Source organism: Flavobacterium sp. 90 (assembly GCF_004339525.1).
Lineage (GTDB): Bacteria > Bacteroidota > Bacteroidia > Flavobacteriales > Flavobacteriaceae > Flavobacterium.
Genome location: NZ_SMGE01000001.1, coordinates 2995354 through 3021239 on the forward strand (window position 1 = coordinate 2995354; position 25886 = coordinate 3021239).

Here is a 25886-nt window from a genome sequence, read left to right on the forward strand (position 1 = left end):
ACTTGTTATGAAAAAAATAAGCTTTATAGTTTTGGTTTTCCTAGTAGTAATCAGTTCAAAAGTAATTGCGCAATGCGATGTAAAAAATAGAATGCTGGCAGATGGCACAATGGTGTATTATTTTGATCCTGCTGTCTTTTATACCACAAAATCAAAATCATTAAAAATTAATATCGTTACTGATAAAGAACATTACTTTGTCTCTTTGCAGCCTACACCGTTTCCGGCTAAAAAAGATGGAAAAAAAATCAAAGATGATTTAGTGATTCATTTAGCTGATAATAAAGTCTACAAGTTAGCACATTATGATACGCAATACAGGCATAATGATTCTATCATGCAAGTTTTGTATTTAATAGACGATAAAGATATTGAGTCGTTTTCTAAGTTTGAAGCAACTGTAGCAGAGATTAGAATGGAAGGAACTGAGTTTGTTCGTGATTATAATTTTAAGCTACATAAAGATGCAATTATGAAACAGTTGAATTGCTTTTTAAAGAAAGAAGAATAGTAAAATGTTAATCATCGCTCAATTCCTCATGCTTGTGAGATAATTTTTTCTTTAGATTTTTAAATAGATTGTTGAAGCTAATAGTTAATGAAGCTGCATTCACAATTTGATCTCCCGCATCTCTGGGTAAATATTCATTAGCATATGTTAGTTCTACTTGTATATCGTCGGTAAATAAATAACCTGCTCCAATGTTGAGTCTGTTTCGGTCAAAAAAACTTTGTCCTGTGACTTTTGTGCCTGATTTAAAGAATAGTTCATCTGATGCGATTGCATAAACGACACCTTCGCGAAGAATCTTACTATTAATTGGTTTTAAATACTTTATTTGTTGACGATATCTAAAAACGTTATCATAAGTACCGTCTTGGCTTCGCATATGTCTAAGTTCCATTCTCATTCTGGTACTTAATGTATAACCGGTTTTGTGAAAATAGTAAATTCCCTGGAGGGCAAATCGTACCTCGGGCGATTCAAATTGACCTATTTCAGGAACATCTTTGTTGTAATTGTATGCTATAAAAGAAGAGAGTTTCCAGCGTGGAGAAAGGTAATAATGCCCCCAAATTCTGGCTGATCTCTGGATGTTTTTTTGAAAAATATTAGAAGAAGATTCTGTGCTGCTATAAGCGCCTCCAATGTTTAATTCAGCTGACCATTTTTCATTTATTGTCCGGTTGAATTGAACTTCATTCCAAAATTGGTTGTAGGTAGTTTTTTGAGCATAGCCCATACTTGTAATTAGAAAAACTACAAGTATAAGACTGCTTTTTTTTAATGATATGCTATGAGTGAATTTTGAAGACATTCATTGTTTGGTTTATGTGACGTCTTAATTCTCAATACTTTTTAACTTCTTTGGCGAACAGCTTCGTATAGAAATGCACCACAAGCTACCGAAACATTTAGAGATCCTATCGTTCCAAACATTGGTAATTTTGCTTTTTCATCAACAATCTTAAGTACAGAAGGATTTATTCCTCTGTCTTCAGATCCCATGATAATTGCTACAGGTTCGTTTAAAGTTACATCGTAAATATTTTGATCTGTTTTTTCGGTTGCAGCAACAGTTTTTATTCCAGAACCCTGAAGATAAAATATGGCATCTTTAATATGTTCAACCTTACAAATAGGCACGTTGAAAACTGCTCCGGCAGATGTTTTTACAGTGTCACCATTTACAGGTGCCGAACCGGCTTTTTGAACAATGATTCCATTTACTCCGGTGCATTCAGCTGTTCTGATTATGGCTCCAAAATTTCTGGCATCAGAGATTTGGTCTAATATTAAAAATAATGGTTTTGAGCCTGATTCAATTGTTGATTCAACTAAATGTTCTAATTCTATAAAACCAATGGGAGAGATCGTCGCAACGGCTCCTTGATGATTGTTTGGAGTTAGTCGATTAAGTTTTTCTACAGGTACGTAAGAGAAATTAATGTTGGCGCGTTTCATCACTTTCATTAAGTCTTTCATTAATTCTCCGGAAATTTCTTTTTGTATAAATACTTTATCAACTTCTTTTCCCGCTTGAATTGCTTCTATAATGGCTCTAATTCCAAATATTTGATGTTCTTTTTCCATGGGACAAATATAGGTATAATGTTTATATAAAAAAAAACCACTCTGAATGAACAGAGTGGTTTTCTAGTATTAGTAAATTACTATTTTAGTAATTATCTTCTAAGAATCCAGTTCTTTTATGACCAGCATAGATTAATGTAGTTGTAGTGTCAAAACTGTATTGAACTTTAAAGTATATACTGTCAGTTGCATGTCCTGTACGAGAATGACCTGCGTTTTTAATAATCTTTCCGTCAGTAACTGTTACAGTTGTTGCCCCAGGTACATTTGTGTTGGGTGCATTTTTGGCGCTAAAAGTTAAATTTGAAGGATTGGTGTCCACAGGCGCTTTTATCCAATATCCTGTAAGTGGAGCTGGAGCTCCTTTAAAATCATTAATAACCATTTTACCATCACCACCGTTTGTATCATATGTTCTGGTAGTTACATGTTGAGCGTATACATCACCAGTGTCTGCATCAATGATATCTATGTACCATTCTCCATTCAATTCGACTGATGGTGTTACTGCTGGTTTGTAATCATCATAACCTTCGTTATTACATGAAGCTAGAAGTGTTATCGTAAAAATTCCAAAAAGAACTTTATTGATATTATTTTTTGTTATGTTCATTTTTTTTACAATTAAGGTTGAAATTGAATTAAAGTCGATACGAATTTATATGGACCTGCATCCCAGTCGCAAGAAACTACTACTTGTTTAGTTCCTGGGGTAACTACTACTGATGTTAAATTTGCAACTCCACCAAATTGTTCGTTTGTTAAAGGATTCCCTGGGAAGGTAAAATTATTTGTTGGGATATCACCAGTGATTGTTCCTCCTTGTGTAGCAGAAATCACACCTATTTTTCTTCCTATATCGTACCATCCGCCAAAAGCATCTGATATTTCAAAGGTTCCATCAGTATTTTTCCAGATATAAACATACTTCATATCAACTGAACTTCCTTGAATTGGATTTAACAAAGCACCATTTCTTTTTACTGTCGATACATAAACTCCTTCAATACTATTAACTAAATCTCCTGTTTTATATACAATGACTTTTCTTGTAATTGTATTTGGGAAACCATCTACATTTACAGCACTATAAGTTACCGTATACTCATCAGCAATATTTCCATCTACTTTTTGTGCGTTACGATATTTTCCCGAAGCTTTAGATGTGTAAGTAATGGGTTTTCCATTTTCCGTTACGACAACTCCAGGATCGACGTATGGTGTTCCTAGAGGCCAGAATAAAGTTGAAGGACCATTTAAGGTCATTACTGGGTAATAAGTAATTTTAGTAGTGCCGACTACTGGATCAAGGCTGCAAGAAACCATTGCTAAAAGTAGCGCTGAAATCCCAAGCATTTTGAATATTTTTAAATTTTTCATATACTTAAAGTATTATATTAGTTTTTTTGATCCCACCATACTTTTTGAGTAATAGATGTTCTTTGTTTGATACTTGTATTTTTATCAATTTCGCTTTGAGGATAAAATAAAACGCTTGGAATGGTAGTACCAGTTAAGATAGAAGTACGAGAAGGTATTCTGTTTCCAATGGCGTAATCCTGAGTTCCGAAAGGTACAACTTCTGGGAATTTAGTTCTTGTAGTTTCAATGTAAGCCTCAACATTGTTTACATTAGCTAAAGCAGCCCATTTTTGTATAATTACTTGTCTCACTGCTTGTTCAGTTGGAAGCCCTGCTTTAAACTCATAAACTTTACCCGGTCCAGTATAAGTTGCTGGATCAGTTGTTGGATCTGTATCTTTAGGAACTATACTGTAAGTTAAAAATGAATTTGCAACCCCAAGGTCATATTTTGCTTTTGCACCAGCTTGACCAGAATATCTGATCAAAGCTTCAGCTTGTAAGAAGTTGCTTTCTGCTACAGTTATTAAGTACACAGGAGTTGTTTCAGTAATATTTGGTCTTGCATAAGCAAGAGCTGTATTAGTGAAGTTTTCACCATCACCTTGATTTAAACCTAAATAAGCAGGAACCGCAGGAGCTGCAGGAGCACTTTTTCTGTAGACAGCGGCTAGACGTGGGTCATTATTTGCAATGTAAAATTGTAATAAAGTATTACTCGCAATGTGGTTAATGTCTCCTAAACCAGGGGAAGAAGATAAGTTAACTTCGAAAAATGGATTACGTTGAGAAGTTTGAACCGTAAATATCCCAAACTTTGCGTCTTTAGTAATGAAGTTGTTTTCTGCTAAAAGAGCTTGAACTGCTGCTGGATTTGCAAGAGGTGTATAAGCCATACGTAAGTACATTTTTAGCTTTAATGTATTTGCAAATTTAATCCATTCGCTTTCAATACCGCCATAGATTACATCTTGTTTTCCAAAATCAGAAGCTACTGGGTTTGCTTTGTAAGCATTTACAGCTGCATCAATTTTTACTAATAAATCTTTGTAGATTTCCTCTTGAGAAGTTACTTTAGGGTTGAAGTTTCCTATTCCGGCCAAAGCTTCTTTGTAAGGAACATCTCCAAAAAGATCTGTGATAACCTGAAATGTATAGGCTTGTAATAATGTGGCAATCAGTGTTTGTCCGGTGTTTTTGTTTTTAGCTGCTTCGCTTAAAACAAATTGTAAGTCATTTAAACCGCCAGAATAAAGCTCATCCCAAGGTCTGTTGGCAAATGCAGTATTTAAATTGTATTGGTCAATAACATCATATTGACCCGCACTTGGTGATTGTGTGTGATATTGTGCGTAAAAACCTCCTAAATTTGCTAATTCTCCACCAGTCATTGCTATGATAGAAGCTTCTGATGAAGCTAGTGCTAATCCAGCATTAATTTGTCCTGGTGTGTTAGGATCTGTGTTTACATCCAAATCTCCCTCGCAAGAAGTAAAAACTCCTATAGAAAAGATTAAGGTTAGTATTGTTGATATATTTTTCATATTATTTTTTTATTAAAAGTTTGCTTTTACGCTAAAACCTAAGCTTCTTGTTGAAGGATTTGCACTAAACTCTCCAAATTGTCCTGATAAATCTGTACCAAAAGTAGATGTCTCCGGGTCAATATATTGATTGCTTTTAGGTGTCCATAAGAATAAGTTTCTTCCAATCACTGATAAAGACAAAGATTGAATAGGCGCATTTCCTAAAAGTTTTTTAGGAAATTCATATCCTAATACTACCTCTCTTAATTTTATAAAAGATTTGTCAATTACAGTTTCTCTTGCTAATGCATCAGAAGAGTAGTAGTCATCTTGGTGTGATGAATCTACAGCTACTGTATTTGGATTATAAGTAACAGATCCATCTGCTGCTGTAACTTTTACTACTGAACCAGGAACGATAAATGGTTGTCTATTGTTGTATGTTGTTGTAATAGAGTTACCTGTAAAGCGTGTAATATCTGCGGTTCTAGAAAACATTAAACCTCCTTGACGAATGTCAAAAGAAAAATCTAATGTAAAGTTTTTATAACTAATAGTATTTCCAATACCCATTGTATAATCGTATTGAGTATCACCATATACTTGTTTTTGTGTAGATGCGACTGGAATACCGTTTGCATCAACTACTATATTTCCTTGAGGGTCTCTTTCTGGAACAGATCCTTGAATTAAACTTAGCGGTTGACCTTTTTGTGCAATTAATCCAATTGAAGTTGTACCACCTAAGTTAAGTTGTTTTAATCTTGGATCTAATTCCACTAAGTTAGAATTGTTTTTAGCATAATTAACAGTTGTAGACCATCCGAAACCTGTACTTTTAGCTTTGATCCAATTGAAAGTTACTAATCCTTCAAAACCTTTATTTGAAATAGTTCCTACATTCGCTATTTGAGTTGTATATCCAGTTGTAGATGCTAAAGCTAAAGGAATAATTTGGTCCACAACTTTAGAATCATAATAAGAAAGGTCAATGTTAATAAAGTTTTTGAAGAAAGATGCTTCAATACCAAATTCATATTCTTTTCTTCTTTCCGGTTTCAAATCTGGATTAGCAGCTCTGTTACCAACTTCGTAGCCATTTACTCCGTTAAAAGGATAAGTTAAATTTCCGAATCCAAGACCAACAGTTCCCTTAGAATATACTGATTGAACTTGGTATGGATTTGTGTCAACACCTGTTTCTCCATAGTTAGCTCTTAATTTTCCAAAGTTTACTACGCTTTTAATTTCTGGGAAAGTATCAGTAAATGCCCAGCTTAAATTTACTCCACCGTATAAAACTGAACGATTTCCTTGAGGTAAAGTTGAATACCAGTCATTACGTAAATTTGTAGTTAAGAATAATTGATTTTTAAAACTTAGAGACGTACTGTTGTAAACACCATACAATTTTCTTTCATTTCTGCTAGAAGTTGCTACTGCAGTTTCTGAAGAGTTGTCAAACGAGTGAAAACCTGCAATATCCTGACTTCCTACAGATCCAGAAATTGTACTTCCTGTTCTTTGGTTCATGTTGAAACCAAATGTACTTTGTAATTGGAAATCTGAATTAAGAGTGAAATCTAAATTATATAAAACCTCGTGGTTTATTTGTTTTGAAATAGTTTTTGATTCAGAATATGAACCTGGCGATTCAGTTGATGATCCGTCATTTGGACTTCCAGGAGCAGCATCTACTCTTTCTTCCCAAATTGCTATGCTTTCGCTAGATTGATCTACTCCAAAACGGTATACTAAATTTGACCATTTGTTAAGATCGTATTTTAATTCAATAGATCCATAAACTCTGTCTTTAGCATATTTTGATCCATTTTCGTTTAATGTAAAATATGGATTTGTTACACCATAAGGAGTGTAATAATTTGATACATTGTTGAATTTATCTTTGTAGTTTTTAAATTCAGTGATAGGAAGATCTGTTGGAATTTGCATTAAGTTATTCATAACAGTTAATCCTTGTCCTGTAGCAACTGCACTACCACCAGTATTTACATAATTTAAACTACCAGTAATAGTCATTTTGTTTACTTTAGATGTTCCTGAAATTCCTAAAGTATTTCTTTCAAATTTATCTGCATCAGACGGCATGATACCATCTTGTTGAGAATTTGAATAAGATAATCTAACAGATGTATCTCCGTTTCCTCCTGAAATAGAAAGAGTATTTAAAGCATTTGTTCCAGTATCAAAAAAGTGCTCTAACTGATCTGGTTGAAAAGAGTAAGGTTTAATTTTTTGAGAATTGTCAACGATATTACCCCATGGTCTTACAACGCCATCAAATTTAGGTCCCCAAGAACCATTTTCGATAAGTACGTGTTGTCCATTCCAACCTTGACCAAATTGGTCTTGATATTTTGGTGTTCTTAAGATCTCTGTAAATGAAGTCGCATTTGCGAAACTAACACTCATTTTTCCGGCTTTACCTTTTTTAGTAGTTATAATGATAACTCCACTTGCTCCTCTAGATCCGTAAAGTGCTGTTGCAGCACCACCTTTTAAGATAGACATTGTTTCGATATCTTCTGGGTTGATATCTCCTGATCCACGACCAAAATCATATCCTCCACTTAAACTGTCAGAATAAGTAGATCCGTTATTAATAGGAATACCGTCTACTACATAAAGTGGTTGATTGTTACCGTATAAACTACTGAATCCTCTAATGATTACCCCTGATGAAGCACCTGGGTCTGTAGAAGCGCTCGAAACAGTTACACCGGCAACTTTACCTTTTAACGCATCTGCGATATTTCCTTGAGATGATTTGTTTAATTCTTCTGAATTAAGTGTTGTTGACGCATAACCTAGAGATTTTTTCTCACGTTTGATACCGATAGCTGTAGTTACTACTACACCTTCCAATTCCACTGAATCATCTTTTAATTTTACATTTACTGATGTTGTGGCAGCAGAAACTTCTTGAGATTTCATCCCAATGTAACTAAATACCAAAACTTGACTTGTTGATGCTTTGATAGAGTATTTACCATCAAAATCAGTTTGTGTTGCAGTTCTTGTTCCTTTTACTAATACACTTACACCTGGTAAAGGCATACCTGAATTATCGGAAACAATACCTGAAACAGCTCTTTCTTGCGCAAAAGTTAATTGCGCCACTAGTACCAAAAGAAGTACTAAGAATCCATTGAACTTTAGTTTCATTTTTAATTATTTTGAATTAGTTCGACAAAAATCTTAATAATTTGTTAATCTACCTAATATAAAAAGCTTTTTTTTTAGTTAAATTATGATTTTACTATAAGATATTGTTTTTTTATAGTTAAAAAAGATGCATAAATTGTAAATTCGTAATTTTTCAGTTGAAATATGATAATAATGGAAAGTATTGGTATTCGATGAAATGTTAAATTTCGGAAAATTATAGTTGTTTTTCTTTTTTTTATAACTTTTGCAAAAAAAAACCACCCTTTTCGAGGGTGGTTTTATGTTAAATTATGTTATTTTTTACAGGTCTTTTAATGGAGGTTGTTTTACATCCCAGAAAATTTTGGTTGTTAAAAGATCTCCGCCAATTGCTGCAGATGCAGCTTGCCAGTTTGTACCGTTAACTGTTTGTTCAGCATTTGGATAAAACCATCTAACTGGTACTTGTCCTCTTGCGATAGATAAAGAAGTAGCGCTAGTTATTAAGATAGGGAAATCTAATCTTCTAAAAGCAGTCCATGATTGGAAGCCTCTGTTGTATAATGCAATCCACTCTTGGTAACCAATTTTTTCTTGCCATGTACCAGTTCCGGTTCCAGGGAATCCCGTAATTGGAGTGGTAGCAGCTGTTGTGTAAGCTACTGTTGGCTGAGCTAAATATGCAGTAGTTTCTTCTGGAGTAACTCCCCAATAATTACATGACAAAGTGATTGCTTTATTGTAATAGTATTCTGGAGTGTTTCCTACTGATAATCCTCTTGCAGCAGCTTCAGCTAAGTAGAAGTTAACTTCGAATGCTTCTAATAAAACACCTGGTGCAGCTGGCTTTTTAATTGCATCACCAACATGTGAATAAGATGTTTCGTAAGGATTTGCATTACGTGATCCTGGATTTCCTCCTTTGTAAGTTCCGTCAGCCATTGGTGTGAAGTAAATAGGTCTTCTTGGGTCAGATAATGCGTTCATTCTGTTAACTATAGTAGTTGTAGGAACGTTGTCATTTCTTTGACTTGCAACCAAATTGTCAAAAATTGGGTTGTAGTTAGGAGCAAATGATGCATATGTAAATAAAGCATTTTTAGGATTGTCTAATATTACCCCTGCAGTATAAGCTTCTTCAATAGTTGTTTTAGCTAAAGCTGGATCTATGTCAGAAAGGTTTGTTCCTATCTTAAGTTTTAGCGAATTTGCAAATAACTTCCAATCGGCAACATTTCCTTTGTAAACAAGGTCTCCTTTATCAAAACTTTTTCCACTTGTGTCTAATTTTGCAATTGCAGCATTTAAACGAGCAATTAATAATGGATAAATTGCAGAATCATTGTCATACTTAGGTAAGATGATTTTTGGATTCTGTAATGACTCTGAATAAGGTATATCTCCAAAGGTATCAACCAATATTTGGTAAGTATAAACTCTTAAGATTTCAAGTATTGCAACTTTGTTTTGTTGTTGCTTTTGCCAGTCGCTATCTGTTACGTTACCAGGTTTTACTGCTTTAAGTAATACTTCTTCTGATGTTTGTAAGTTACCTAAAACATTTTGATACAAGTTTGTCCAGTGTGTATCCGGAATTGTTCTGGTTGTTAAGTTGTATCTTGATTCTGCTGCATATAATGTAGCAGCCCAATATTGAACATAATAACGTAACGGATTATTATTAACACTTGGAGTTGTTAATTGATCTGTTAATTCTTTTTGTGCGTCTGTCAATAATGATTCTGCAGAAACGTCATAAGACTTTTTCTCATCATCATTAAAATTGTCATTGTCACTAACACAACTCGAAAGAGTTAGTACAGTTAGTGTTACTATTGATAATAATATCTTTTTCATTTTGTCTAGAAGTTAAGTTTTACGTTAAATGAGTATACTTTTGTTGCTGGCATAACTCCTGATTGAAATCCTTGAATGTTTCCTGCTGATGAACCTGCTTCAGGGTCAGAGTAAGGAAGGTTTTTTTGGATAATCCATACATTGTTTCCGATTACGCTAAAAGATAATCCTTTAAGTTTTAATTTGTCTAAAATTTGTGATGGTACAGTATATGTAAAACCTACTTCTCTTAATTTTACAAATGAACCATCGTATACATAAGCTTTAGTTGGATTTACATCAGAGCTAAAAGCTGTACCGCCAGAAGTTGAAGCATCAATTCTAGTTGTGTTTGGTGTTCCGTCAGCATGAACTCCAGCTAAAATTACACCACCGCTATCTGCTCCGGTTGTTAAAGGATTTCTAACAGAGTTTCCTAAGTCATTTATTCCTAGGTCATATATACCTGTTTCTTGCCCGTATGCTTGATCTAGTGAGAAGATATCTCCTCCTTTTTTAACATCGATTAAGAAGTTAAGAGAAAGATTTTTGTAAGAGAATTTGTTTGATATACCACCTAGCCATTTTGCTTGAGTGTTACCGATAACTTTGTTTGATGCTAATACGTAAAATCCATCTGCATCGATAACTTTATTTCCATTAGCGTCATAAGTATAGTCTTTTCCTCTTAATGTTCCGTATGATTGTCCAACAGTTGCATTTAAAGAAGCACCTCCTTGAAAAGTCGCTAACAATAAATTGTCTCTTCCTTGGTTTAAAGAAACTACTGTGTTTTTGTTAGTAGACCAGTTAACTCCAAGGTCCCAAGTGAAATCTTGTGTTTTGATTACTTTTCCAGATAAAGCTAACTCGATACCTTTGTTTTCGATTTCTCCAGCATTAACTGTTGCGAAATTTCGGCCTGTTGAAGTAGATTGTGGTACGTTGAAGATTTGATCTTCTGTGTTTGTTTTGTATAAAGATAAATCAAAATTTAATCTGTTTTTAAACATTGACATCTCTAAACCTGCTTCCCAAGCTTTTTGAGTTTCTGGTTTTAAATTAGCGAAATCTAAATATGTTGGGCTATTTCCAAAAAGAGGGTTTCCGTCGATACCGTAGTTGTTAACTTTTGCTCCAAGTCTTCCTGCTGCTGGGTCATTACCAACTTGTGCGTAATTGATTCTTACTTTTCCTAAAGATAACCAGTCTGCTTGTACTAATTCAGAGAAGATTAAACTTGAACCTATTGAGTAATAGTTGTAGTTGCTGTTTTCTGTTGGTAAAGCTGTACTTTTATCGTTTCTGAAAGATCCTTCTAAGAATAAGAATTTTTTGTAGTCTAATGATAATTGAGCGTACAATCCTGATTTTTCATAAGCAATTTGAGATTCTCTTGCTGGTAAAAATACATTAGAGTTTTCTAAGCTGTATAATCCTGGAGATGCTAAACCACCAGTTGTAGATGATTGGATTGAATATGCATCAGATCTTAAATAAGTGTAACCACCTAAAGCTTTTGCTCCAATGTCTTCATTTAAGTGAAAATTATAAGTAGCAATGAAGTCATAAGTTTGTTGCATGAAATCTCTTTTGTATAAAGAATATCCAGAACCATCGTTAGCTCCACTAATACCAAATGTTTCAGCGTGACTTCCAACTGCTTTTCTTAATTCTTGTTGGTCATTAGAGTAATCGATAGTTGCGCGTCCTAAAAGTACAAAGTCTGGTGTAATTTTATAAGATAAACTTGTACCTGCTAAGAATCTTGTTCTAGAATCTTGCTCGTAGTTTTGATATCTGTCAAAATATGGGTTGTTCCAGAAAGCAGGAGCTAAATTTCCACTAGTTGGATCAGTTTGATTCCATGTAGTATTTTGTCCTGTTCTGTTGTATTCTCTTTCTAATTCTTTAATGTCGTTATTAACTGCCCACCATTGTCTGAATCCTCCAATGAAGTTGTCTCCGTATCCTGTGTTATTTCTACCAGTCGTGTTTTGGTCAGTAAAAGTAAAGAATGCAGTTGAAGTTAATTTGTCTGATAAATCTCTAGAGAAGTTACCGTTAAGAGAGTTTTTGTTTAATAAACTGTTTGGTAAAACACCTGTGTTGTTGATGTTTGTAAATCCTAAATTGTATGCTCCTTTTTCATCACCACCACTTAGATTTACGTTGTTTGTGTAGGTAGTTGATTTTTGAAAAAATGATTTAGGGTCGTTTTTAGCAGCTACCCAAGGAGTTGCTTTTCCATAGTTAGGATTTCCTAATACGAATGCATCCCATTGGTATACCATGATGTTTGGGTCAAATTTATTTCCGTAAGAAGCATCGTCTCCAGTTGAAGCTACAAGCCCGTTTGGATTACCAAATACGTCAGCAGTATAGCTACTGTCTTCTCCGCCATATCCCTCTCCGTATTGAGTTTGGTATCTTGGCATAGTGCTTTTGTCTATTGCTCCAACAGATACTGTTGAGCTAACAGAAACTCCTAATGCAGAATTCTTTTTCCCTTTTTTAGTTGTAATCATAATCGCTCCGTTTGAAGCCTGACTACCGTAAAGAGCTGTTGCAGCAGCACCTTTTAAAACGTTGATTGATTCAATGTTGTTTGGGTCAATATCAGATGCAGAGTTACCAAAGTCAAATCCTTGTCTTCCGTTTTGTGAATCTGTGTCATTTAAATTTGCATTACTAACTGCTACACCATCAACAACAATCAAAGCTTGGTTGTTACCAGTGATACTTTTAACACCTCTAAGGACAATGTTTGTAGATCCTCCAAAGTTAGAGTTTGCTTTAATTTCTAAACCAGCAACTTTTCCAGATAAATTGTTTAGGAAGTTGTTTGTTGGTGAGCTATTAACCTGCTCAGCTGTTACTAATTGAGAAGAATAACCTAAAGATTTTTTCTCTCTTTTTACACCTAAAGCTGTTGTTACAACAACGCCTTCAAGTTCTTGCGCTGCATCACCTAATTTTACATTAACTAGTGATGAGCTCGCTGCTATTTCTTGGGTTTTCATCCCAATGTAGCTAAATACCAATACCTGGCTTGTTGATGCTTTGATGGAGAACTTTCCGTCAAAATCAGTTTGTGTTCCAGATTTAGTTCCTTTTACTAATACGCTCACGCCTGGCAAAGGCATTCCTGCATTGTCGGAAACTGTCCCTGAAACGGTTCTTTCTTGCGCAAAACTTAGCTGCGCCATTAGCACTAACAGTAGTACTAAGAATCCATTGAACTTTAGTTTCATTTTTAAATATTTTGAATTAGTGTTGCAAAACTCTTAATAATTTGTTAACTTTCCTAATGATAGTTTAAAGTTTTTTCGAGAAGGGTTAAAATTTAACATTATAACATATGCTGACCATAGTGTTAAATAATTGTATTTCTTTAATGTTTTCAGTTCCGTTTGTGAGATTTATTCTTAATAAACCGCTTGGTGTTTGTATTGTTGTTCCAATTCCGATTCCTGTTAAATTGTTAATTTTTTTAGGATTTAAAGTTTGTGTTAAGTCTTGATATATTGCATAATCGATAATTGAGTTTATGTATAGATTGCCTGAAACAATATATCTGTATTCTGTAAGAAGCATTGATGCGAAATTTGCTTGAAGACTGTTTTCTGAAAAACCTCTTATTGAATTTATTCCACCGAATCTAAATAATTCATTAGTGATGTAATTTTTGCTCTTTAGATAAAAAATTTGTGGATTTATATAGATATAATTCCTTTTGTCTATTTTAAAATTGTAAGAAAGATTTGAATTTGTGTAAAATTGGGGGCTTGAGTCTACTGTTTCCGGATCTCCGTTTGTGTTTCGTTTCCCATATCCGATTATAAGATTTATAGAAGCTTTCTTGGGGAAAAGTGTGTTTTCGCTGTTGTTTTTTTTATATTCAAAAGTTGAAGTGGTGTATGAGTTTTTATAGTCACTGATAGTTGAATTGTTTGTGTTTTGAATATCACTTGATTCCGTGGATTGGTAGCCAAGATATATTTTAGTGTTGTAATTTATAAAATAGCCGAGGTCTATAGAGGTTTTTGTATTTTGAAAAGTGCTGTCTTGCTTGAAGATGTTTAATTGCGCTTTTAGTCCCAGTGAAGATTGAAATATATATGGGATTTCTATTTTTGTGTTAAAGGTTTTCTGTTGGTTTCCGTCGCTTTTCCAGTATAGCGAAAATTGTTCGCCTGCGTGAAGGGTGTTTAATAGTGCTATGTCAAGGTATCCGTTGAGTGTTAGTTTTTTGTTTTCGTCATTCGAAAAGCCGATGTACCCATCAAAAGTATTTGCTTTTCTCTTTTCGATATAAGTGTAAATTTTAGTCGAATCACTTGTGAATAATATTTGGGGGTATTTGGTTTGAGTAACGAATTCGTAGCTGTTAATATCGTTGTAAAGTTCTTTTACCGTTTCTTGATTAAGGGTTCTGTTGAGATATTTTTTGTTGAGCTGTTTTAGGTGTCCTTTTGGAAAATAGTCTTTTTTGCTATTGTTTTCTTGGTTAAGAATAATTGAATTTACAGCGCGTTTTTTTTCGGATTTAAAATTTAAATCAGCATAAATTATGGAATTCTTTGCTTCGATATTTTCAAGTTTTGCTTTGCTTAGTGCAAAACCTCTTTTTTCTGCATCAATTATTTTTTGATTCAGGAAGTTTTCGATCTCTTCATATGCGATAATTAAAGTGTCTTTGTTTGTTTCTGAAACACCAAAAAAGGATTTATTTCTACCTATATATATATGTATGTATTTTGCTCTTCTGTTTAATTCAATTATTGTAGTATAAGTGCTGTCGTTTGTTTTGTTAGTTTCTAAGATTTGATTATCAATGTATCCTTTTTTTGATAATTTTTCCGAAGTGTTTTTTAGTTCGTCAAATAAGGATTTTATAGTAGTGTGACTTGCTGTATAGTTTAGAGAATCAATTGTTTGGGTTTGGGTTTGAGTTGATCCGTTTATTTTTAAATGGAAGTTTTGTGCATAGCAGGAAATGCTTGTACAAAAAATGAGTAACTGTAAAAAGGGTTTTAAAAGCAATTTTTTCATTTATTAAAAGTATTGCAAATATCTATTGTTTGTTTCTAAATTCATAAGCTTAAATAATGTTATTGAAAATTAATGAATTAACGTTTGTATAGTGAAAAATATTTTATACATTTGCAACCCCGTAAAAAGCGGGAATTTAATATACATAATAAATTTTTAGTATTAATTATGCCAACAATTCAACAATTAGTAAGAACAGGAAGAACTCAGATCACTAAGAAGAGTAAATCGGTTGCTTTAGATTCTTGTCCTCAAAGAAGAGGGGTTTGTACGCGTGTTTACACTACTACACCAAAAAAACCAAACTCTGCAATGCGTAAAGTTGCGCGTGTACGTTTGACAAATGGTAATGAAGTGAATGCTTACATCCCTGGAGAAGGACACAATCTACAAGAGCACTCGATAGTATTAGTGCGAGGTGGAAGGGTAAAAGATTTACCAGGTGTTAGATATCATATCGTTCGTGGAGCGCTTGACACGTCAGGAGTTGCAGGAAGAACGCAAAGAAGATCTAAGTACGGTGCTAAACGCCCAAAAGAAGCAAAAAAGTAATTTAAAACGTTAAGAGTTGGAGGTTAGGAGTTGAGGGTTTGAGATTGAAGGCGAAAGTTGTGAATCTTTAACGTAAAACATTTAACGGATAACCTATAACTTTTTATTAAAAAAAAGACATGAGAAAAAGAGCGGCAAAGAAAAGACCACTTTTACCGGATCCAAGGTTTAATGACCAATTGGTAACGCGTTTTGTGAACAACTTAATGTGGGATGGTAAGAAATCTACAGCTTTTAAAGTATTTTATGATGCAATTGATATCATTGAGTCTAAAAAGCAAAACGATGAAAAAACTTCATTGGAGATCTGGAAAGATGCTTTAACAAACGTTATGCCTCACGTAGAAGTACGTAGCCGTAGAGTTGGTGGAGCTACATTTCAAATTCCAATGCAAATTAGACCAGACAGAAAAATTTCTATGGCAATGAAGTGGTTAATACTTTATTCTAGAAGAAGAAATGAAAAATCTATGGCACAACGTTTAGCGTCAGAATGTTTAGCTGCTGCTAAAGAAGAAGGTGCTGCGGTTAAGAAAAGAATGGATACTCACAAGATGGCAGAAGCTAATAAAGCTTTCTCTCACTTTAGATTTTAATTCGTAAGAAATGGCTAGAGATTTAAAATATACAAGAAATATCGGAATTGCTGCTCACATTGATGCTGGTAAAACAACAACAACTGAGCGTATCCTTTTTTATACTGGAAAGTCACACAAAATTGGTGAGGTACACGATGGTGCTGCAACAATGGACTGGATGGCTCAAGAGCAAGAAAGAGGTATTACAATTACTTCAGCTGCAACAACTTGTGAGTGGAATTTTCCAACTGAGCAAGGTAAGCTTTTGCCTGAGTCATTGCCGTACCACTTCAATATTATTGATACTCCTGGGCACGTTGATTTTACTGTAGAGGTAAACCGTTCTTTGCGTGTACTTGATGGTTTGGTTTTCTTGTTTAGTGCTGTTGATGGTGTTGAGCCTCAATCAGAAACTAACTGGAGACTTGCAGATCAGTACAGAGTTCCACGTATGGGATTCGTAAACAAAATGGACCGTCAAGGATCTAACTTTTTGGCAGTTTGTCAACAAGTTCGTGATATGTTAAAATCAAATGCTGTTGCGATCACTTTGCCAATTGGTGAAGAAAATGATTTCAAAGGTGTTGTGGATTTAGTAAAAAACCAAGCTATTATTTGGCATGATGCAACTCAAGGGGCAACTTTTGATATTGTTGAGATTCCTGCTGATATGGTTGCTGAAGTTAAAGAATACAGATCTATTCTTATTGAAGCGGTTGCTGATTACGATGAAAACTTATTAGAGAAATTCATGGAAGATGAAAACTCTATTACAGAAGAAGAAATCAACAACGCTTTAAGAGCTGCTACTATGGATATGGCTATCATCCCGATGATTGCTGGTTCTTCTTTTAAAAACAAAGGAGTTCAATTCATGTTAGATGCAGTTTGTAAATATTTACCTTCTCCGATGGATAAGGAAGGTATCGAAGGAATTCATCCTGATGATGCTGAATTATTAGAAGAAGATCAAACTAAAATCTTACGTAAGCCAGATGTAAAAGAGCCGTTCGCTGCTTTAGCATTCAAAATTGCTACTGACCCATTCGTAGGTCGTTTAGCTTTCTTCCGTGCTTACTCTGGACGTTTAGATGCTGGTTCTTACGTTTTGAACACACGTTCTGGAAATAAAGAAAGAATTTCTCGTATCTACCAAATGCACGCTAACAAACAAAATCCAATCGAATTTATTGAGGCTGGAGATATTGGAGCTGCTGTTGGATTTAAAGATATTAAAACTGGAGATACATTGTGTGATGAAAAACACCCAATTATTCTTGAGTCTATGAAATTCCCTGCACCGGTAATTGGTATTGCAATTGAACCTAAAACTAAAGCTGACGTTGATAAAATGGGTATGGCTTTGGCTAAATTGGCTGAAGAAGATCCAACATTTACTGTTAGAACAGATGAGGCTTCAGGGCAAACTATTATCTCAGGTATGGGTGAGCTTCACTTAGATATCTTAGTAGATCGTATGAAACGTGAATTTAAGGTTGAAGTAAACCAAGGTGAGCCTCAGGTTGAATATAAAGAAGCGTTTACAAGAACTGCTACACACAGAGAGACTTATAAGAAACAATCAGGAGGTCGTGGTAAATTCGGTGATATCGTATTTACACTTGAGCCAGCTGACGAAGTTGATGGTAAAGTTCCTGTAGGATTGCAGTTTATTAATGCAGTAAAAGGTGGTAACGTTCCTAAGGAATATATTCCATCTGTAGAAAAAGGTTTCCGTGAAGCTATGAAAACTGGTCCTTTAGCTGGTTATCAAGTGGATAGTTTGAAAGTAACTTTGACAGACGGATCTTTCCACCCTGTCGATTCTGATGCTCTTTCTTTTGAATTGGCTGCAAGAATGGGTTATAGAGAAGTGGCAAAAGCTGCTGGAGCAATTATTCTTGAGCCTATCATGAAGATGGAAGTTATTACTCCTGAAGAAAACATGGGAGATATCGTAGGTGATATCAACCGTCGTAGAGGTCAGGTTAATGACATGGGTGATAGAAATGGTGCTAAGACTATTAAGGCTGATGTGCCTTTGTCAGAAATGTTTGGGTATGTAACAACATTAAGAACATTATCTTCTGGTAGAGCTACTTCAACAATGGAGTTTTCTCACTATGCAGAAACACCTTCTAATATTTCAGAAGCTGTAATTAAAAAAGCAAAAGGTAACGCTTAATTCTTAAGAAAATGAGTCAAAAAATCAGAATAAAACTAAAATCTTACGATCACATGTTGGTAGACAAGTCTGCTGAAAAGATCGTAAAAACAGTAAAAACTACTGGAGCAGTTGTAACAGGTCCAATTCCGTTGCCAACTCACAAAAAACTTTTCACTGTATTACGTTCTCCGCACGTTAACAAAAAAGCGAGAGAGCAATTTGAAGTAATGTCATACAAGAGATTGATTGATATTTATTCATCTTCATCTAAAACTATTGATGCTTTAATGAAACTTGAATTGCCAAGTGGGGTTGAAGTAGAGATCAAAGTATAATTTTATTATATTTTTATAAAAAAAAGCGAGGCAGAAATGTTTCGCTTTTTTTGTTGTTTTAAATTTTGTTGTGTTTGTTTTTTTTTTAATTAAAAGAAAACAATAATTTAATATTATTTTGTTAGAAAAGCCTTATGTGGAGCTGTGTAGCGGTGATTTTGGTTTTTGCGGGTAAAAATATTTTGTAATAATAATCTGTAGTAAATTTTAATTCTGATTATTTTTTTTGAAATGTAAAAGAGATCTGGGTAGTTTCTTTTGAGCTTGGATTTTGATAATGAGCGATTTAATTTTTGTAACTGTTTGGTATATTCAATTTTAATATCTACTTTTGCACTCCCTGTTTGGAAATTTCTGTTATTTTCAAATTGAAGGGAATTTTAGTAATTAATAATTAATATTTATGTCTGGGTTAATTGGTAAAAAAATCGGCATGACTAGTATTTTCGACGAAAATGGGAAAAATATTCCTTGTACAGTAATCGAAGCTGGGCCGTGTGTTGTTACCCAAGTCAGAACCAAAGGTGTTGACGGGTACGAAGCGTTGCAACTTGGTTTCGATGACAAAAACGAGAAACATTCCACTAAAGCGGCTTTAGGTCACTTTAAAAAAGCTGGAACTGTTGCTAAGAAAAAAGTCGTTGAATTTCAAGATTTTGCAACTGAACAAAAATTAGGAGATCTTATTGATGTTTCTATTTTTGCTGAAGGAGAATTTGTAGATGTACAAGGTGTGTCTAAAGGTAAAGGTTTTCAAGGGGTTGTTAAACGTCACGGATTTGGTGGTGTTGGACAAGCAACTCACGGTCAACACAACCGTTTAAGAGCGCCAGGTTCTGTAGGAGCTTCTTCATATCCATCCAGAGTATTCAAAGGAATGCGTATGGCTGGAAGAATGGGAGGAGACAATGTAAAAGTTCAAAACCTTAGAGTTTTAAAAGTAGTTGCTGAAAAGAACCTACTTGTTATTAAAGGATGTGTTCCTGGACATAAAAACTCTTATGTAATCATTCAGAAGTAATGGAAGTAAAAGTATTAGATTTCAACGGAAAAGATACTGGAAGAAAAGTTCAACTTTCTGATTCAGTATTCGCAATTGAACCAAATAATCACGCTGTATACCTTGATGTAAAGCAATATCTTGCTAATCAAAGACAAGGGACTCACAAAGCTAAAGAAAGAGCTGAAGTGACAGGAAGTACACGTAAGATTAAAAAACAAAAAGGAACTGGTACGGCTCGTGCGGGAAGTATCAAGAATCCATTGTTTAAAGGTGGTGGAACGGTTTTTGGACCAAGACCAAGAAGTTATTCATTCAAATTGAATAAAAGCTTGAAAAGATTGGCTAGAAAATCTGCTTTCTCAATCAAAGCAAAAGAGTCAAATATTATCGTTCTTGAGGACTTTAATTTTGAAACTCCAAACACTAAAAATTTCATTAACGTTTTGAAAGCTTTAGGGTTAGATAATAAAAAATCTCTATTTGTGTTGGGTGAGTCAAATAAAAATGTATATTTGTCGTCACGCAATTTAAAGGCTTCAAATGTCGTAACTAGCTCAGAATTAAGCACTTACGCTATTTTAAACACTAATAATTTAGTGCTTTTAGAAGGTTCTTTGGAGTTAATTGAAGAAAATTTAAGTAAATAATAGGAATATGAGCATCATAATTAGACCTATAGTAACGGAAAAAGTAACCAAAGAAAGTGAAGTTTTAAACCGCTTCGGATTCGTTGTTGACAAAAAAGCAAACAAAGTTCAAATTAAGAAAGCTATTGAAGCTGCTTATGGAGTAACTATCGTTTCAGTTAACACGATGAACGTAAGACCGGATAGAACTACAAAATACACTAAAAGTGGTTTAATCAGTGGAAAGACAAATGCAATTAAGAAAGCGATTGTTCAAGTACAAGAAGGAGAAACAATTGATTTTTACAACAATATCTAAGATAGAAAAATGTCAGTAAGAAAATTAAAACCTATTACCCCAGGTCAGCGATTTAGAGTTGTGAATGGTTATGACGCCATTACAACTGATAAGCCGGAACGCTCTTTGATAGCGCCGATAAAAAACTCTGGAGGTAGAAATAGTCAAGGAAAGATGACCATGCGTTATACGGGTGGTGGTCACAAGCAGAGATATCGTATTATTGATTTCAAAAGAACTAAAGACGGAATTCCGGCTACTGTGAAATCAATCGAATACGATCCAAATCGTACTGCATTTATCGCTTTATTAGCTTATGCTGATGGAGAGAAAACTTATGTTATTGCTCAAAACGGATTGAAAGTTGGTCAGAAATTAGTTTCTGGTCCAGAATCTCAACCTGAAATTGGTAATACATTGCCTTTAAGCAGAATTCCTTTAGGAACTGTAATCTCTTGTATTGAGTTACGTCCAGGTCAAGGAGCAGTAATTGCTCGTTCAGCTGGTACATTTGCTCAGTTAATGGCAAGAGATGGAAAATATGCTACAATTAAAATGCCATCTGGTGAAACAAGATTGATCTTGTTAACTTGTTCGGCTACAATTGGAGCTGTTTCTAATTCAGATCACCAATTAGTTGTGTCAGGAAAAGCTGGTAGAACAAGATGGTTAGGAAGAAGACCTAGAACAAGACCTGTTGCAATGAACCCTGTTGATCACCCAATGGGTGGTGGAGAAGGACGTTCTTCTGGTGGACATCCACGTTCAAGAAATGGAATACCAGCAAAAGGTTATAGAACTCGTTCTAAGAAAAACCCGAGTAACAAGTATATCGTAGAACGTAGAAAGAAATAATAAGATATGGCACGTTCATTAAAAAAAGGACCTTTCGTTCATTATAAGTTAGACAAGAAAGTTCAGGAAAACGTAGAAAGTGGTAAAAATAGTGTAGTAAAGACTTGGTCTAGAGCTTCTATGATTACTCCAGATTTCGTTGGACAAACTATCGCAGTTCATAACGGTCGTCAATTTGTACCAGTTTACGTAACAGAAAACATGGTAGGTCACAAATTAGGAGAATTTTCACCAACTAGATCTTTTAGAGGTCATGCTGGAGCAAAAAATAAAGGTAAAAAATAAGAAGCAATGGGAGTTCGTAAAAGAGAAACAGCAGATGCGAGAAAAGAGGCTAATAAGTCTATTGCTTTCGCAAAATTGAATAACTGCCCTACTTCACCTAGAAAAATGCGCTTAGTAGCGGACTTGGTAAGAGGTCAGAAGGTAGAAAGAGCACTTAACATCTTAAGATTTAGTTCTAAAGAAGCTTCGAGAAAATTAGAGAAACTATTATTATCTGCAATCAATAACTGGGAGCAAAAAAATAGTGAAGGTAATTTGGAAGAAGCTGGATTATTTGTTAAGGAGATCAGAGTAGATGGTGGAATGATGTTAAAAAGACTTCGTCCAGCTCCACAAGGTCGTGCACACAGAATAAGAAAACGTTCTAATCACGTAACAATCGTGCTTGGAGCTATCAATAACACACAAAGCAATTCTTAAGCAGCATGGGACAAAAGACAAATCCAATTGGAAATAGACTTGGTATCATCAGAGGGTGGGACTCAAACTGGTATGGTGGAAATGATTACGGTGATAAACTTGCCGAAGATCACAAAATCAGAAAGTATATCCACGCTCGTTTATCAAAAGCTAGTGTATCTAAAGTAATCATCGAGAGAACTTTGAAACTTGTAACCGTTACTATCACTACTGCTAGACCTGGTATCATTATCGGAAAAGGTGGTCAAGAGGTAGACAAGTTAAAAGAAGAACTTAAGAAAGTTACTGACAAGGAGGTTCAAATCAACATCTTTGAAATTAAAAGACCTGAGTTAGATGCTTATCTTGTGGCGACAAGCATCGCTCGTCAAATCGAAAGTCGTATCTCTTACAGACGTGCAATTAAGATGGCTATTGCAGCTTCTATGCGTATGAATGCAGAAGGTATTAAAGTTTTGATTTCTGGTCGTTTGAATGGTGCTGAAATGGCACGTTCAGAAGGTTTCAAAGAAGGTAGAATTCCTCTATCAACTTTCAGAGCTGATATTGATTATGCTTTGGCTGAAGCTCATACTACTTACGGTAGAATGGGTATCAAAGTATGGATCATGAAAGGTGAAGTTTATGGAAAGAGAGATCTTTCTCCGCTTGCAGGAATGGATAAAAAACAATCTGGAACTGGTGGTGGTAAAGGTGGTGATTCTCCAAGAGGAGACAGAAAGCCCTTTAATAAAGGTGGTAAACCAGACGCTCGTAAAAGAAAGTAAATTTTTAAACTAAAGAAAAATGTTACAGCCTAAAAGAACAAAATACCGTAAGGTACAAAAAGGTAAAATGAAAGGTAACTCTCAAAGAGGGCATGAACTTTCTAATGGAATGTTTGGTATTAAATCTGTACATGAAGATGGAATGTTCTTAACGTCTCGTCAAATCGAAGCTGCGCGTATTGCTGCAACTCGTTTTATGAAGAGAGAAGGACAATTATGGATCAAAATATTTCCAGACAAACCAATTACTAAGAAGCCTCTTGAGGTACGTATGGGTAAAGGTAAAGGTGCCGTTGAATATTGGGCTGCCGTTGTTAAACCCGGAAGAATTATGTTTGAAGTTGGAGGAGTTCCTTTGTCAGTTGCAAAAGAGGCGTTACGTCTTGCAGCTCAAAAGCTTCCAGTAAAAACTAAATTCGTCGTTGCTAGAGATTTCGAAGCATAATTAAATTTATATTATGAAACAATCAGAAATAAAAGATCTTTCTGCAGCGGAGTTGCAAGAAAAACTTAGTCAAACTAAGAAAATATATGCTGACCTAAAAATGGCTCACGCTATTTCTCCAATTGAGAACCCACTTCAAATTAGAAGTGTAAGAAGAACAGTTGCAAGATTGGCTACAGAGTTAACTAAAAGAGAGTTACAATAATTGTATTCTGCTGAAAGATGGAAGAAAAAAGAAATTTAAGAAAAGAAAGAATAGGTGTTGTTACTTCAAATAAAATGGATAAGTCTATTGTTATTGCTGAAGTAAGAAAAGTAAAGCACCCATTATACGGTAAGTTCGTGTTGAAAACAAAGAAATACGTTGCACACGACGAAACAAACGACTGTAACATTGGAGATACTGTAAGAATTAGCGAAACGCGTCCTTTAAGTAAAACAAAATGTTGGAGATTAGTTGAAATCTTAGAAAGAGCTAAATAATTATGGTACAACAGGAATCAAGACTAAAAGTAGCAGATAACACGGGAGCAAAAGAAGTTTTAACTATCCGTGTTTTAGGAGGTACCAAAAGAAGGTATGCCTCTGTTGGTGACAAGATTGTAGTATCTATTAAAGATGCAACTCCTAACGGTAACGTTAAAAAAGGAGCTGTTTCAACTGCAGTTGTTGTACGTACCAAAAAAGAAGTGAGAAGAGCTGATGGTTCTTATATCCGTTTCGATGATAATGCATGTGTTCTTTTGAATGCTGCAGGGGAAATGAGAGGAACACGTGTTTTTGGTCCGGTAGCAAGAGAACTTCGTGAAAAACAATTCATGAAAATTGTATCATTAGCACCAGAAGTGCTTTAATTCGTTTTAAGATGATAAAGCTAAAAATAAAATCAGGAGATATCGTAAGAGTTATTGCTGGAGACCATAAAGGTGCTGAAGGTAAAGTTTTACGTGTTTACCGTGAGAAAAATAAAGCGATAGTTGAAGGTGTAAACATGGTTTCGAAACATACAAAACCAAGTGCTAAAAACCCTCAAGGTGGTATCGTTAAGAAAGAAGCTTCTATACAAATATCTAACATTTCACTAATTGATCCTAAAACTAAGGAAACAACTAGAGTTGGTATTAGAGTAGAAGGAGATAAGAAAGTAAGATTTTCAAAAAAATCTAATCAAGTACTATAGTAATGGCATATACACCTAGACTAAAAGAAGAATATAAGAGTAGAGTAATCTCTGCTCTTAAAGAGGAATTCGGATATACAAACGTAATGCAAGTTCCAAAACTTGAAAAAATCGTTTTGAGCCGTGGAGTTGGTGCAGCTGTATCTGATAAAAAACTTATTGACTATGCAGTTGATGAGTTAACAAAGATCACTGGACAAAAAGCAGTATCTACAATTTCAAAGAAAGACGTTGCGTCTTTCAAATTGAGAAAAGGGATGCCTATTGGAGCAAAAGTTACTTTACGTGGTGAAAGAATGTATGAGTTTTTAGATAGACTTGTTACTTCTGCTTTACCACGCGTTAGAGATTTTAGTGGTATTAAAGCTACTGGTTTTGACGGAAGAGGTAATTACAACCTTGGAGTTTTAGAGCAAATCATTTTCCCAGAAATTGATATTGACAAAGTAAACAAAATTTCAGGAATGGATATTACATTTGTTACTACTGCAAAAACAGACAAGGAAGCAAAGTCATTATTGGCTGAATTAGGATTACCTTTTAAAAAGAATTAAGACATGGCTAAAGAATCAATGAAAGCCCGCGAGGTTAAGAGAGAAAAAACGGTAGCAAAGTATGCTGAGAAAAGAAAAGCTTTGAAAGAAGCTGGAGATTTTGAAGGTTTACAAAAATTACCTAAAAATGCTTCACCAGTTCGTTTGCACAATCGTTGTAAATTAACAGGTAGACCAAGAGGTTATATTCGTCAATTCGGTATTTCACGTGTAACTTTTCGTGAGATGGCTAATAATGGATTAATTCCTGGAGTTAAAAAGGCGTCTTGGTAATCTCGTAATAAGTTATTACTTTTGCAAACCAAAAAATAATTTTAATTGATTAAAGGTTCGGGAGGCGAGTGCCTCCCGAAAACCATAATCGCAATCAAATACATATGTATACAGATCCTATTGCAGATTATTTGACTAGAGTTCGTAACGCTGTGGCTGCAAACCACAAAGTTGTTGAAATTCCAGCTTCTAATCTAAAAAAAGAAATAACTAAGATCTTATTTGATCAAGGTTATATCTTGAGTTACAAATTTGAGGACAACTCTGTTCAGGGTTCAATCAAAATTGCTTTGAAGTACGATAAAGATACTAAAGAGCCTGTAATTAAAGATATCCAAAGAATTAGTAAACCTGGTTTACGTAAATACGCAGGTGCTGCCAAATTACCAAGAATCCTTAACGGATTAGGAATTGCAATTGTTTCGACTTCAAAAGGTCTTATGACTGGAAAACAAGCAAAACAATTAAATGTAGGTGGTGAAGTAATTTGTTACGTATACTAATTT

Annotated in this window: 29 protein-coding genes; 20 read left to right on the forward strand and 9 right to left on the reverse strand. The window is 34.6% G+C overall.

Annotation, left to right across the window (positions count from 1 at the left end; translation table 11 throughout):
* The first annotated feature begins 7 nt into the window (after window positions 1–7).
* On the forward strand, window positions 8–511 hold the full coding sequence (locus C8C83_RS12245) for a hypothetical protein (protein ID WP_121328830.1): 504 nt from the start codon (window positions 8–10) through the stop codon (window positions 509–511).
* 7 nt (window positions 512–518) lie between these two features.
* Here C8C83_RS12245 and C8C83_RS12250 read toward each other — a convergent pair whose 3' ends face one another.
* The 9 genes from C8C83_RS12250 to C8C83_RS12290 all read right to left on the reverse strand — a co-directional run bounded on the left by C8C83_RS12250 (window position 519) and on the right by C8C83_RS12290 (window position 15042).
* A complete protein-coding gene (locus C8C83_RS12250) occupies window positions 519–1319 on the reverse strand; it encodes a DUF2490 domain-containing protein (protein WP_121328831.1) in 801 nt (266 codons plus the stop codon).
* Between the two features lie 41 nt (window positions 1320–1360).
* Window positions 1361–2095 carry a 23S rRNA (guanosine(2251)-2'-O)-methyltransferase RlmB gene (gene rlmB, locus C8C83_RS12255; protein ID WP_121328832.1) on the reverse strand — a complete coding sequence of 245 codons (735 nt, stop codon included), beginning with the start codon at window positions 2093–2095 and terminating at the stop codon, window positions 1361–1363.
* Window positions 2096–2180: 85 nt separating this feature from the next.
* Window positions 2181–2708: a lipid-binding protein gene (locus C8C83_RS12260; RefSeq protein WP_121328833.1), complete on the reverse strand. Its 528-nt coding sequence runs from the start codon at window positions 2706–2708 to the stop codon at window positions 2181–2183.
* Window positions 2709–2719: 11 nt separating this feature from the next.
* A complete protein-coding gene (locus tag C8C83_RS12265) occupies window positions 2720–3475 on the reverse strand; it encodes an immunoglobulin-like domain-containing protein (RefSeq protein WP_121328834.1) in 756 nt (251 codons plus the stop codon).
* A 17-nt stretch (window positions 3476–3492) separates the two neighbouring features.
* Window positions 3493–5001 (reverse strand): SusD/RagB family nutrient-binding outer membrane lipoprotein, encoded by a 1509-nt coding sequence (locus tag C8C83_RS12270; protein ID WP_121328835.1) that lies wholly within the window; start codon window positions 4999–5001, stop codon window positions 3493–3495.
* 12 nt (window positions 5002–5013) lie between these two features.
* Entirely contained in the window at window positions 5014–8169 is a 3156-nt protein-coding gene (locus C8C83_RS12275; RefSeq protein WP_233566060.1) for a SusC/RagA family TonB-linked outer membrane protein, read from the reverse strand.
* Between the two features lie 303 nt (window positions 8170–8472).
* Window positions 8473–10008 (reverse strand): SusD/RagB family nutrient-binding outer membrane lipoprotein, encoded by a 1536-nt coding sequence (locus tag C8C83_RS12280; RefSeq protein WP_121328836.1) that lies wholly within the window; start codon window positions 10006–10008, stop codon window positions 8473–8475.
* Window positions 10009–10013: 5 nt separating this feature from the next.
* Window positions 10014–13241 carry a SusC/RagA family TonB-linked outer membrane protein gene (locus tag C8C83_RS12285; protein WP_121328837.1) on the reverse strand — a complete coding sequence of 1076 codons (3228 nt, stop codon included), beginning with the start codon at window positions 13239–13241 and terminating at the stop codon, window positions 10014–10016.
* An 85-nt stretch (window positions 13242–13326) separates the two neighbouring features.
* Window positions 13327–15042, reverse strand: a complete 1716-nt coding sequence (locus C8C83_RS12290; protein ID WP_121328838.1) for a hypothetical protein — start codon at window positions 15040–15042, stop codon at window positions 13327–13329.
* A 168-nt stretch (window positions 15043–15210) separates the two neighbouring features.
* Between C8C83_RS12290 and rpsL the strand changes: the two genes are divergently transcribed.
* The 19 genes from rpsL (at window position 15211) to rpsH (ending at window position 25883) form a co-directional block, all read left to right on the forward strand.
* On the forward strand, window positions 15211–15594 hold the full coding sequence (gene rpsL / locus C8C83_RS12295; protein WP_007136570.1) for a 30S ribosomal protein S12: 384 nt from the start codon (window positions 15211–15213) through the stop codon (window positions 15592–15594).
* A 119-nt stretch (window positions 15595–15713) separates the two neighbouring features.
* Window positions 15714–16190 carry a 30S ribosomal protein S7 gene (rpsG, locus tag C8C83_RS12300; protein WP_017495022.1) on the forward strand — a complete coding sequence of 159 codons (477 nt, stop codon included), beginning with the start codon at window positions 15714–15716 and terminating at the stop codon, window positions 16188–16190.
* A 10-nt stretch (window positions 16191–16200) separates the two neighbouring features.
* On the forward strand, window positions 16201–18357 hold the full coding sequence (gene fusA, locus C8C83_RS12305; protein WP_056245966.1) for an elongation factor G: 2157 nt from the start codon (window positions 16201–16203) through the stop codon (window positions 18355–18357).
* Between the two features lie 11 nt (window positions 18358–18368).
* On the forward strand, window positions 18369–18674 hold the full coding sequence (gene rpsJ / locus C8C83_RS12310; protein ID WP_007803605.1) for a 30S ribosomal protein S10: 306 nt from the start codon (window positions 18369–18371) through the stop codon (window positions 18672–18674).
* Between the two features lie 403 nt (window positions 18675–19077).
* Entirely contained in the window at window positions 19078–19695 is a 618-nt protein-coding gene (rplC, locus tag C8C83_RS12315; RefSeq protein ID WP_007803612.1) for a 50S ribosomal protein L3, read from the forward strand.
* Window positions 19695–20324 (forward strand): 50S ribosomal protein L4, encoded by a 630-nt coding sequence (gene rplD / locus C8C83_RS12320; RefSeq protein ID WP_089351922.1) that lies wholly within the window; start codon window positions 19695–19697, stop codon window positions 20322–20324. The genes rplC and rplD overlap by 1 nt, the downstream gene beginning before the upstream one ends.
* 7 nt (window positions 20325–20331) lie before the next feature.
* The gene (gene rplW, locus C8C83_RS12325; RefSeq protein ID WP_007803621.1) at window positions 20332–20622 is read left to right on the forward strand and encodes a 50S ribosomal protein L23; all 291 of its coding nucleotides are present in this window, start codon (window positions 20332–20334) and stop codon (window positions 20620–20622) included.
* 9 nt (window positions 20623–20631) lie between these two features.
* Window positions 20632–21456 carry a 50S ribosomal protein L2 gene (gene rplB, locus C8C83_RS12330; protein ID WP_007803623.1) on the forward strand — a complete coding sequence of 275 codons (825 nt, stop codon included), beginning with the start codon at window positions 20632–20634 and terminating at the stop codon, window positions 21454–21456.
* A 6-nt stretch (window positions 21457–21462) separates the two neighbouring features.
* Window positions 21463–21741: a 30S ribosomal protein S19 gene (gene rpsS / locus C8C83_RS12335; protein ID WP_012022488.1), complete on the forward strand. Its 279-nt coding sequence runs from the start codon at window positions 21463–21465 to the stop codon at window positions 21739–21741.
* Between the two features lie 6 nt (window positions 21742–21747).
* Window positions 21748–22161, forward strand: a complete 414-nt coding sequence (gene rplV / locus C8C83_RS12340; protein WP_007803631.1) for a 50S ribosomal protein L22 — start codon at window positions 21748–21750, stop codon at window positions 22159–22161.
* A 5-nt stretch (window positions 22162–22166) separates the two neighbouring features.
* On the forward strand, window positions 22167–22928 hold the full coding sequence (gene rpsC / locus C8C83_RS12345; RefSeq protein WP_007803635.1) for a 30S ribosomal protein S3: 762 nt from the start codon (window positions 22167–22169) through the stop codon (window positions 22926–22928).
* A 19-nt stretch (window positions 22929–22947) separates the two neighbouring features.
* The gene (gene rplP, locus C8C83_RS12350) at window positions 22948–23373 is read left to right on the forward strand and encodes a 50S ribosomal protein L16 (protein WP_007803637.1); all 426 of its coding nucleotides are present in this window, start codon (window positions 22948–22950) and stop codon (window positions 23371–23373) included.
* Window positions 23374–23386: 13 nt separating this feature from the next.
* A complete protein-coding gene (rpmC, locus tag C8C83_RS12355; protein ID WP_007803639.1) occupies window positions 23387–23578 on the forward strand; it encodes a 50S ribosomal protein L29 in 192 nt (63 codons plus the stop codon).
* Window positions 23579–23595: 17 nt separating this feature from the next.
* Entirely contained in the window at window positions 23596–23856 is a 261-nt protein-coding gene (gene rpsQ, locus C8C83_RS12360) for a 30S ribosomal protein S17 (protein ID WP_007803646.1), read from the forward strand.
* Between the two features lie 2 nt (window positions 23857–23858).
* Entirely contained in the window at window positions 23859–24227 is a 369-nt protein-coding gene (gene rplN, locus C8C83_RS12365) for a 50S ribosomal protein L14 (protein ID WP_007803649.1), read from the forward strand.
* Between the two features lie 11 nt (window positions 24228–24238).
* Window positions 24239–24553, forward strand: a complete 315-nt coding sequence (gene rplX / locus C8C83_RS12370) for a 50S ribosomal protein L24 (protein WP_007803650.1) — start codon at window positions 24239–24241, stop codon at window positions 24551–24553.
* Window positions 24554–24555: 2 nt separating this feature from the next.
* A complete protein-coding gene (gene rplE / locus C8C83_RS12375) occupies window positions 24556–25107 on the forward strand; it encodes a 50S ribosomal protein L5 (RefSeq protein WP_007803652.1) in 552 nt (183 codons plus the stop codon).
* A 3-nt stretch (window positions 25108–25110) separates the two neighbouring features.
* Window positions 25111–25380 (forward strand): 30S ribosomal protein S14, encoded by a 270-nt coding sequence (gene rpsN / locus C8C83_RS12380; RefSeq protein WP_007803655.1) that lies wholly within the window; start codon window positions 25111–25113, stop codon window positions 25378–25380.
* 104 nt (window positions 25381–25484) lie between these two features.
* The gene (rpsH, locus tag C8C83_RS12385; RefSeq protein WP_017495014.1) at window positions 25485–25883 is read left to right on the forward strand and encodes a 30S ribosomal protein S8; all 399 of its coding nucleotides are present in this window, start codon (window positions 25485–25487) and stop codon (window positions 25881–25883) included.
* Window positions 25884–25886: the final 3 nt, after the last annotated feature.

Bases quoted from the DNA above. Each gene is read 5' to 3' on its own strand.
- C8C83_RS12265 (WP_121328834.1), bottom strand. From the start codon at position 3,475: ATGAAAAATTTAAAAATATTCAAAATGCTTGGGATTTCAGCGCTACTT.
- rplN (WP_007803649.1), top strand. From the start codon at position 23,859: ATGGTACAACAGGAATCAAGACTAAAAGTAGCAGATAACACGGGAGCA.
- rplX (WP_007803650.1), top strand. From the start codon at position 24,239: ATGATAAAGCTAAAAATAAAATCAGGAGATATCGTAAGAGTTATTGCT.
- rplP (WP_007803637.1), top strand. From the start codon at position 22,948: ATGTTACAGCCTAAAAGAACAAAATACCGTAAGGTACAAAAAGGTAAA.
- rpsQ (WP_007803646.1), top strand. From the start codon at position 23,596: ATGGAAGAAAAAAGAAATTTAAGAAAAGAAAGAATAGGTGTTGTTACT.
- C8C83_RS12275 (WP_233566060.1), bottom strand. From the start codon at position 8,169: ATGAAACTAAAGTTCAATGGATTCTTAGTACTTCTTTTGGTACTAGTG.
- rplC (WP_007803612.1), top strand. From the start codon at position 19,078: ATGTCTGGGTTAATTGGTAAAAAAATCGGCATGACTAGTATTTTCGAC.
- rlmB (WP_121328832.1), bottom strand. From the start codon at position 2,095: ATGGAAAAAGAACATCAAATATTTGGAATTAGAGCCATTATAGAAGCA.
- rplW (WP_007803621.1), top strand. From the start codon at position 20,332: ATGAGCATCATAATTAGACCTATAGTAACGGAAAAAGTAACCAAAGAA.
- rpsS (WP_012022488.1), top strand. From the start codon at position 21,463: ATGGCACGTTCATTAAAAAAAGGACCTTTCGTTCATTATAAGTTAGAC.
- C8C83_RS12245 (WP_121328830.1), top strand. From the start codon at position 8: ATGAAAAAAATAAGCTTTATAGTTTTGGTTTTCCTAGTAGTAATCAGT.
- rpsN (WP_007803655.1), top strand. From the start codon at position 25,111: ATGGCTAAAGAATCAATGAAAGCCCGCGAGGTTAAGAGAGAAAAAACG.
- rplB (WP_007803623.1), top strand. From the start codon at position 20,632: ATGTCAGTAAGAAAATTAAAACCTATTACCCCAGGTCAGCGATTTAGA.
- rpsC (WP_007803635.1), top strand. From the start codon at position 22,167: ATGGGACAAAAGACAAATCCAATTGGAAATAGACTTGGTATCATCAGA.
- C8C83_RS12280 (WP_121328836.1), bottom strand. From the start codon at position 10,008: ATGAAAAAGATATTATTATCAATAGTAACACTAACTGTACTAACTCTT.
- C8C83_RS12250 (WP_121328831.1), bottom strand. From the start codon at position 1,319: ATGTCTTCAAAATTCACTCATAGCATATCATTAAAAAAAAGCAGTCTT.
- fusA (WP_056245966.1), top strand. From the start codon at position 16,201: ATGGCTAGAGATTTAAAATATACAAGAAATATCGGAATTGCTGCTCAC.
- rpmC (WP_007803639.1), top strand. From the start codon at position 23,387: ATGAAACAATCAGAAATAAAAGATCTTTCTGCAGCGGAGTTGCAAGAA.
- rpsJ (WP_007803605.1), top strand. From the start codon at position 18,369: ATGAGTCAAAAAATCAGAATAAAACTAAAATCTTACGATCACATGTTG.
- C8C83_RS12285 (WP_121328837.1), bottom strand. From the start codon at position 13,241: ATGAAACTAAAGTTCAATGGATTCTTAGTACTACTGTTAGTGCTAATG.
- C8C83_RS12260 (WP_121328833.1), bottom strand. From the start codon at position 2,708: ATGAACATAACAAAAAATAATATCAATAAAGTTCTTTTTGGAATTTTT.
- rpsG (WP_017495022.1), top strand. From the start codon at position 15,714: ATGAGAAAAAGAGCGGCAAAGAAAAGACCACTTTTACCGGATCCAAGG.
- C8C83_RS12270 (WP_121328835.1), bottom strand. From the start codon at position 5,001: ATGAAAAATATATCAACAATACTAACCTTAATCTTTTCTATAGGAGTT.
- rpsL (WP_007136570.1), top strand. From the start codon at position 15,211: ATGCCAACAATTCAACAATTAGTAAGAACAGGAAGAACTCAGATCACT.
- rplE (WP_007803652.1), top strand. From the start codon at position 24,556: ATGGCATATACACCTAGACTAAAAGAAGAATATAAGAGTAGAGTAATC.
- C8C83_RS12290 (WP_121328838.1), bottom strand. From the start codon at position 15,042: ATGAAAAAATTGCTTTTAAAACCCTTTTTACAGTTACTCATTTTTTGT.
- rpsH (WP_017495014.1), top strand. From the start codon at position 25,485: ATGTATACAGATCCTATTGCAGATTATTTGACTAGAGTTCGTAACGCT.
- rplD (WP_089351922.1), top strand. From the start codon at position 19,695: ATGGAAGTAAAAGTATTAGATTTCAACGGAAAAGATACTGGAAGAAAA.
- rplV (WP_007803631.1), top strand. From the start codon at position 21,748: ATGGGAGTTCGTAAAAGAGAAACAGCAGATGCGAGAAAAGAGGCTAAT.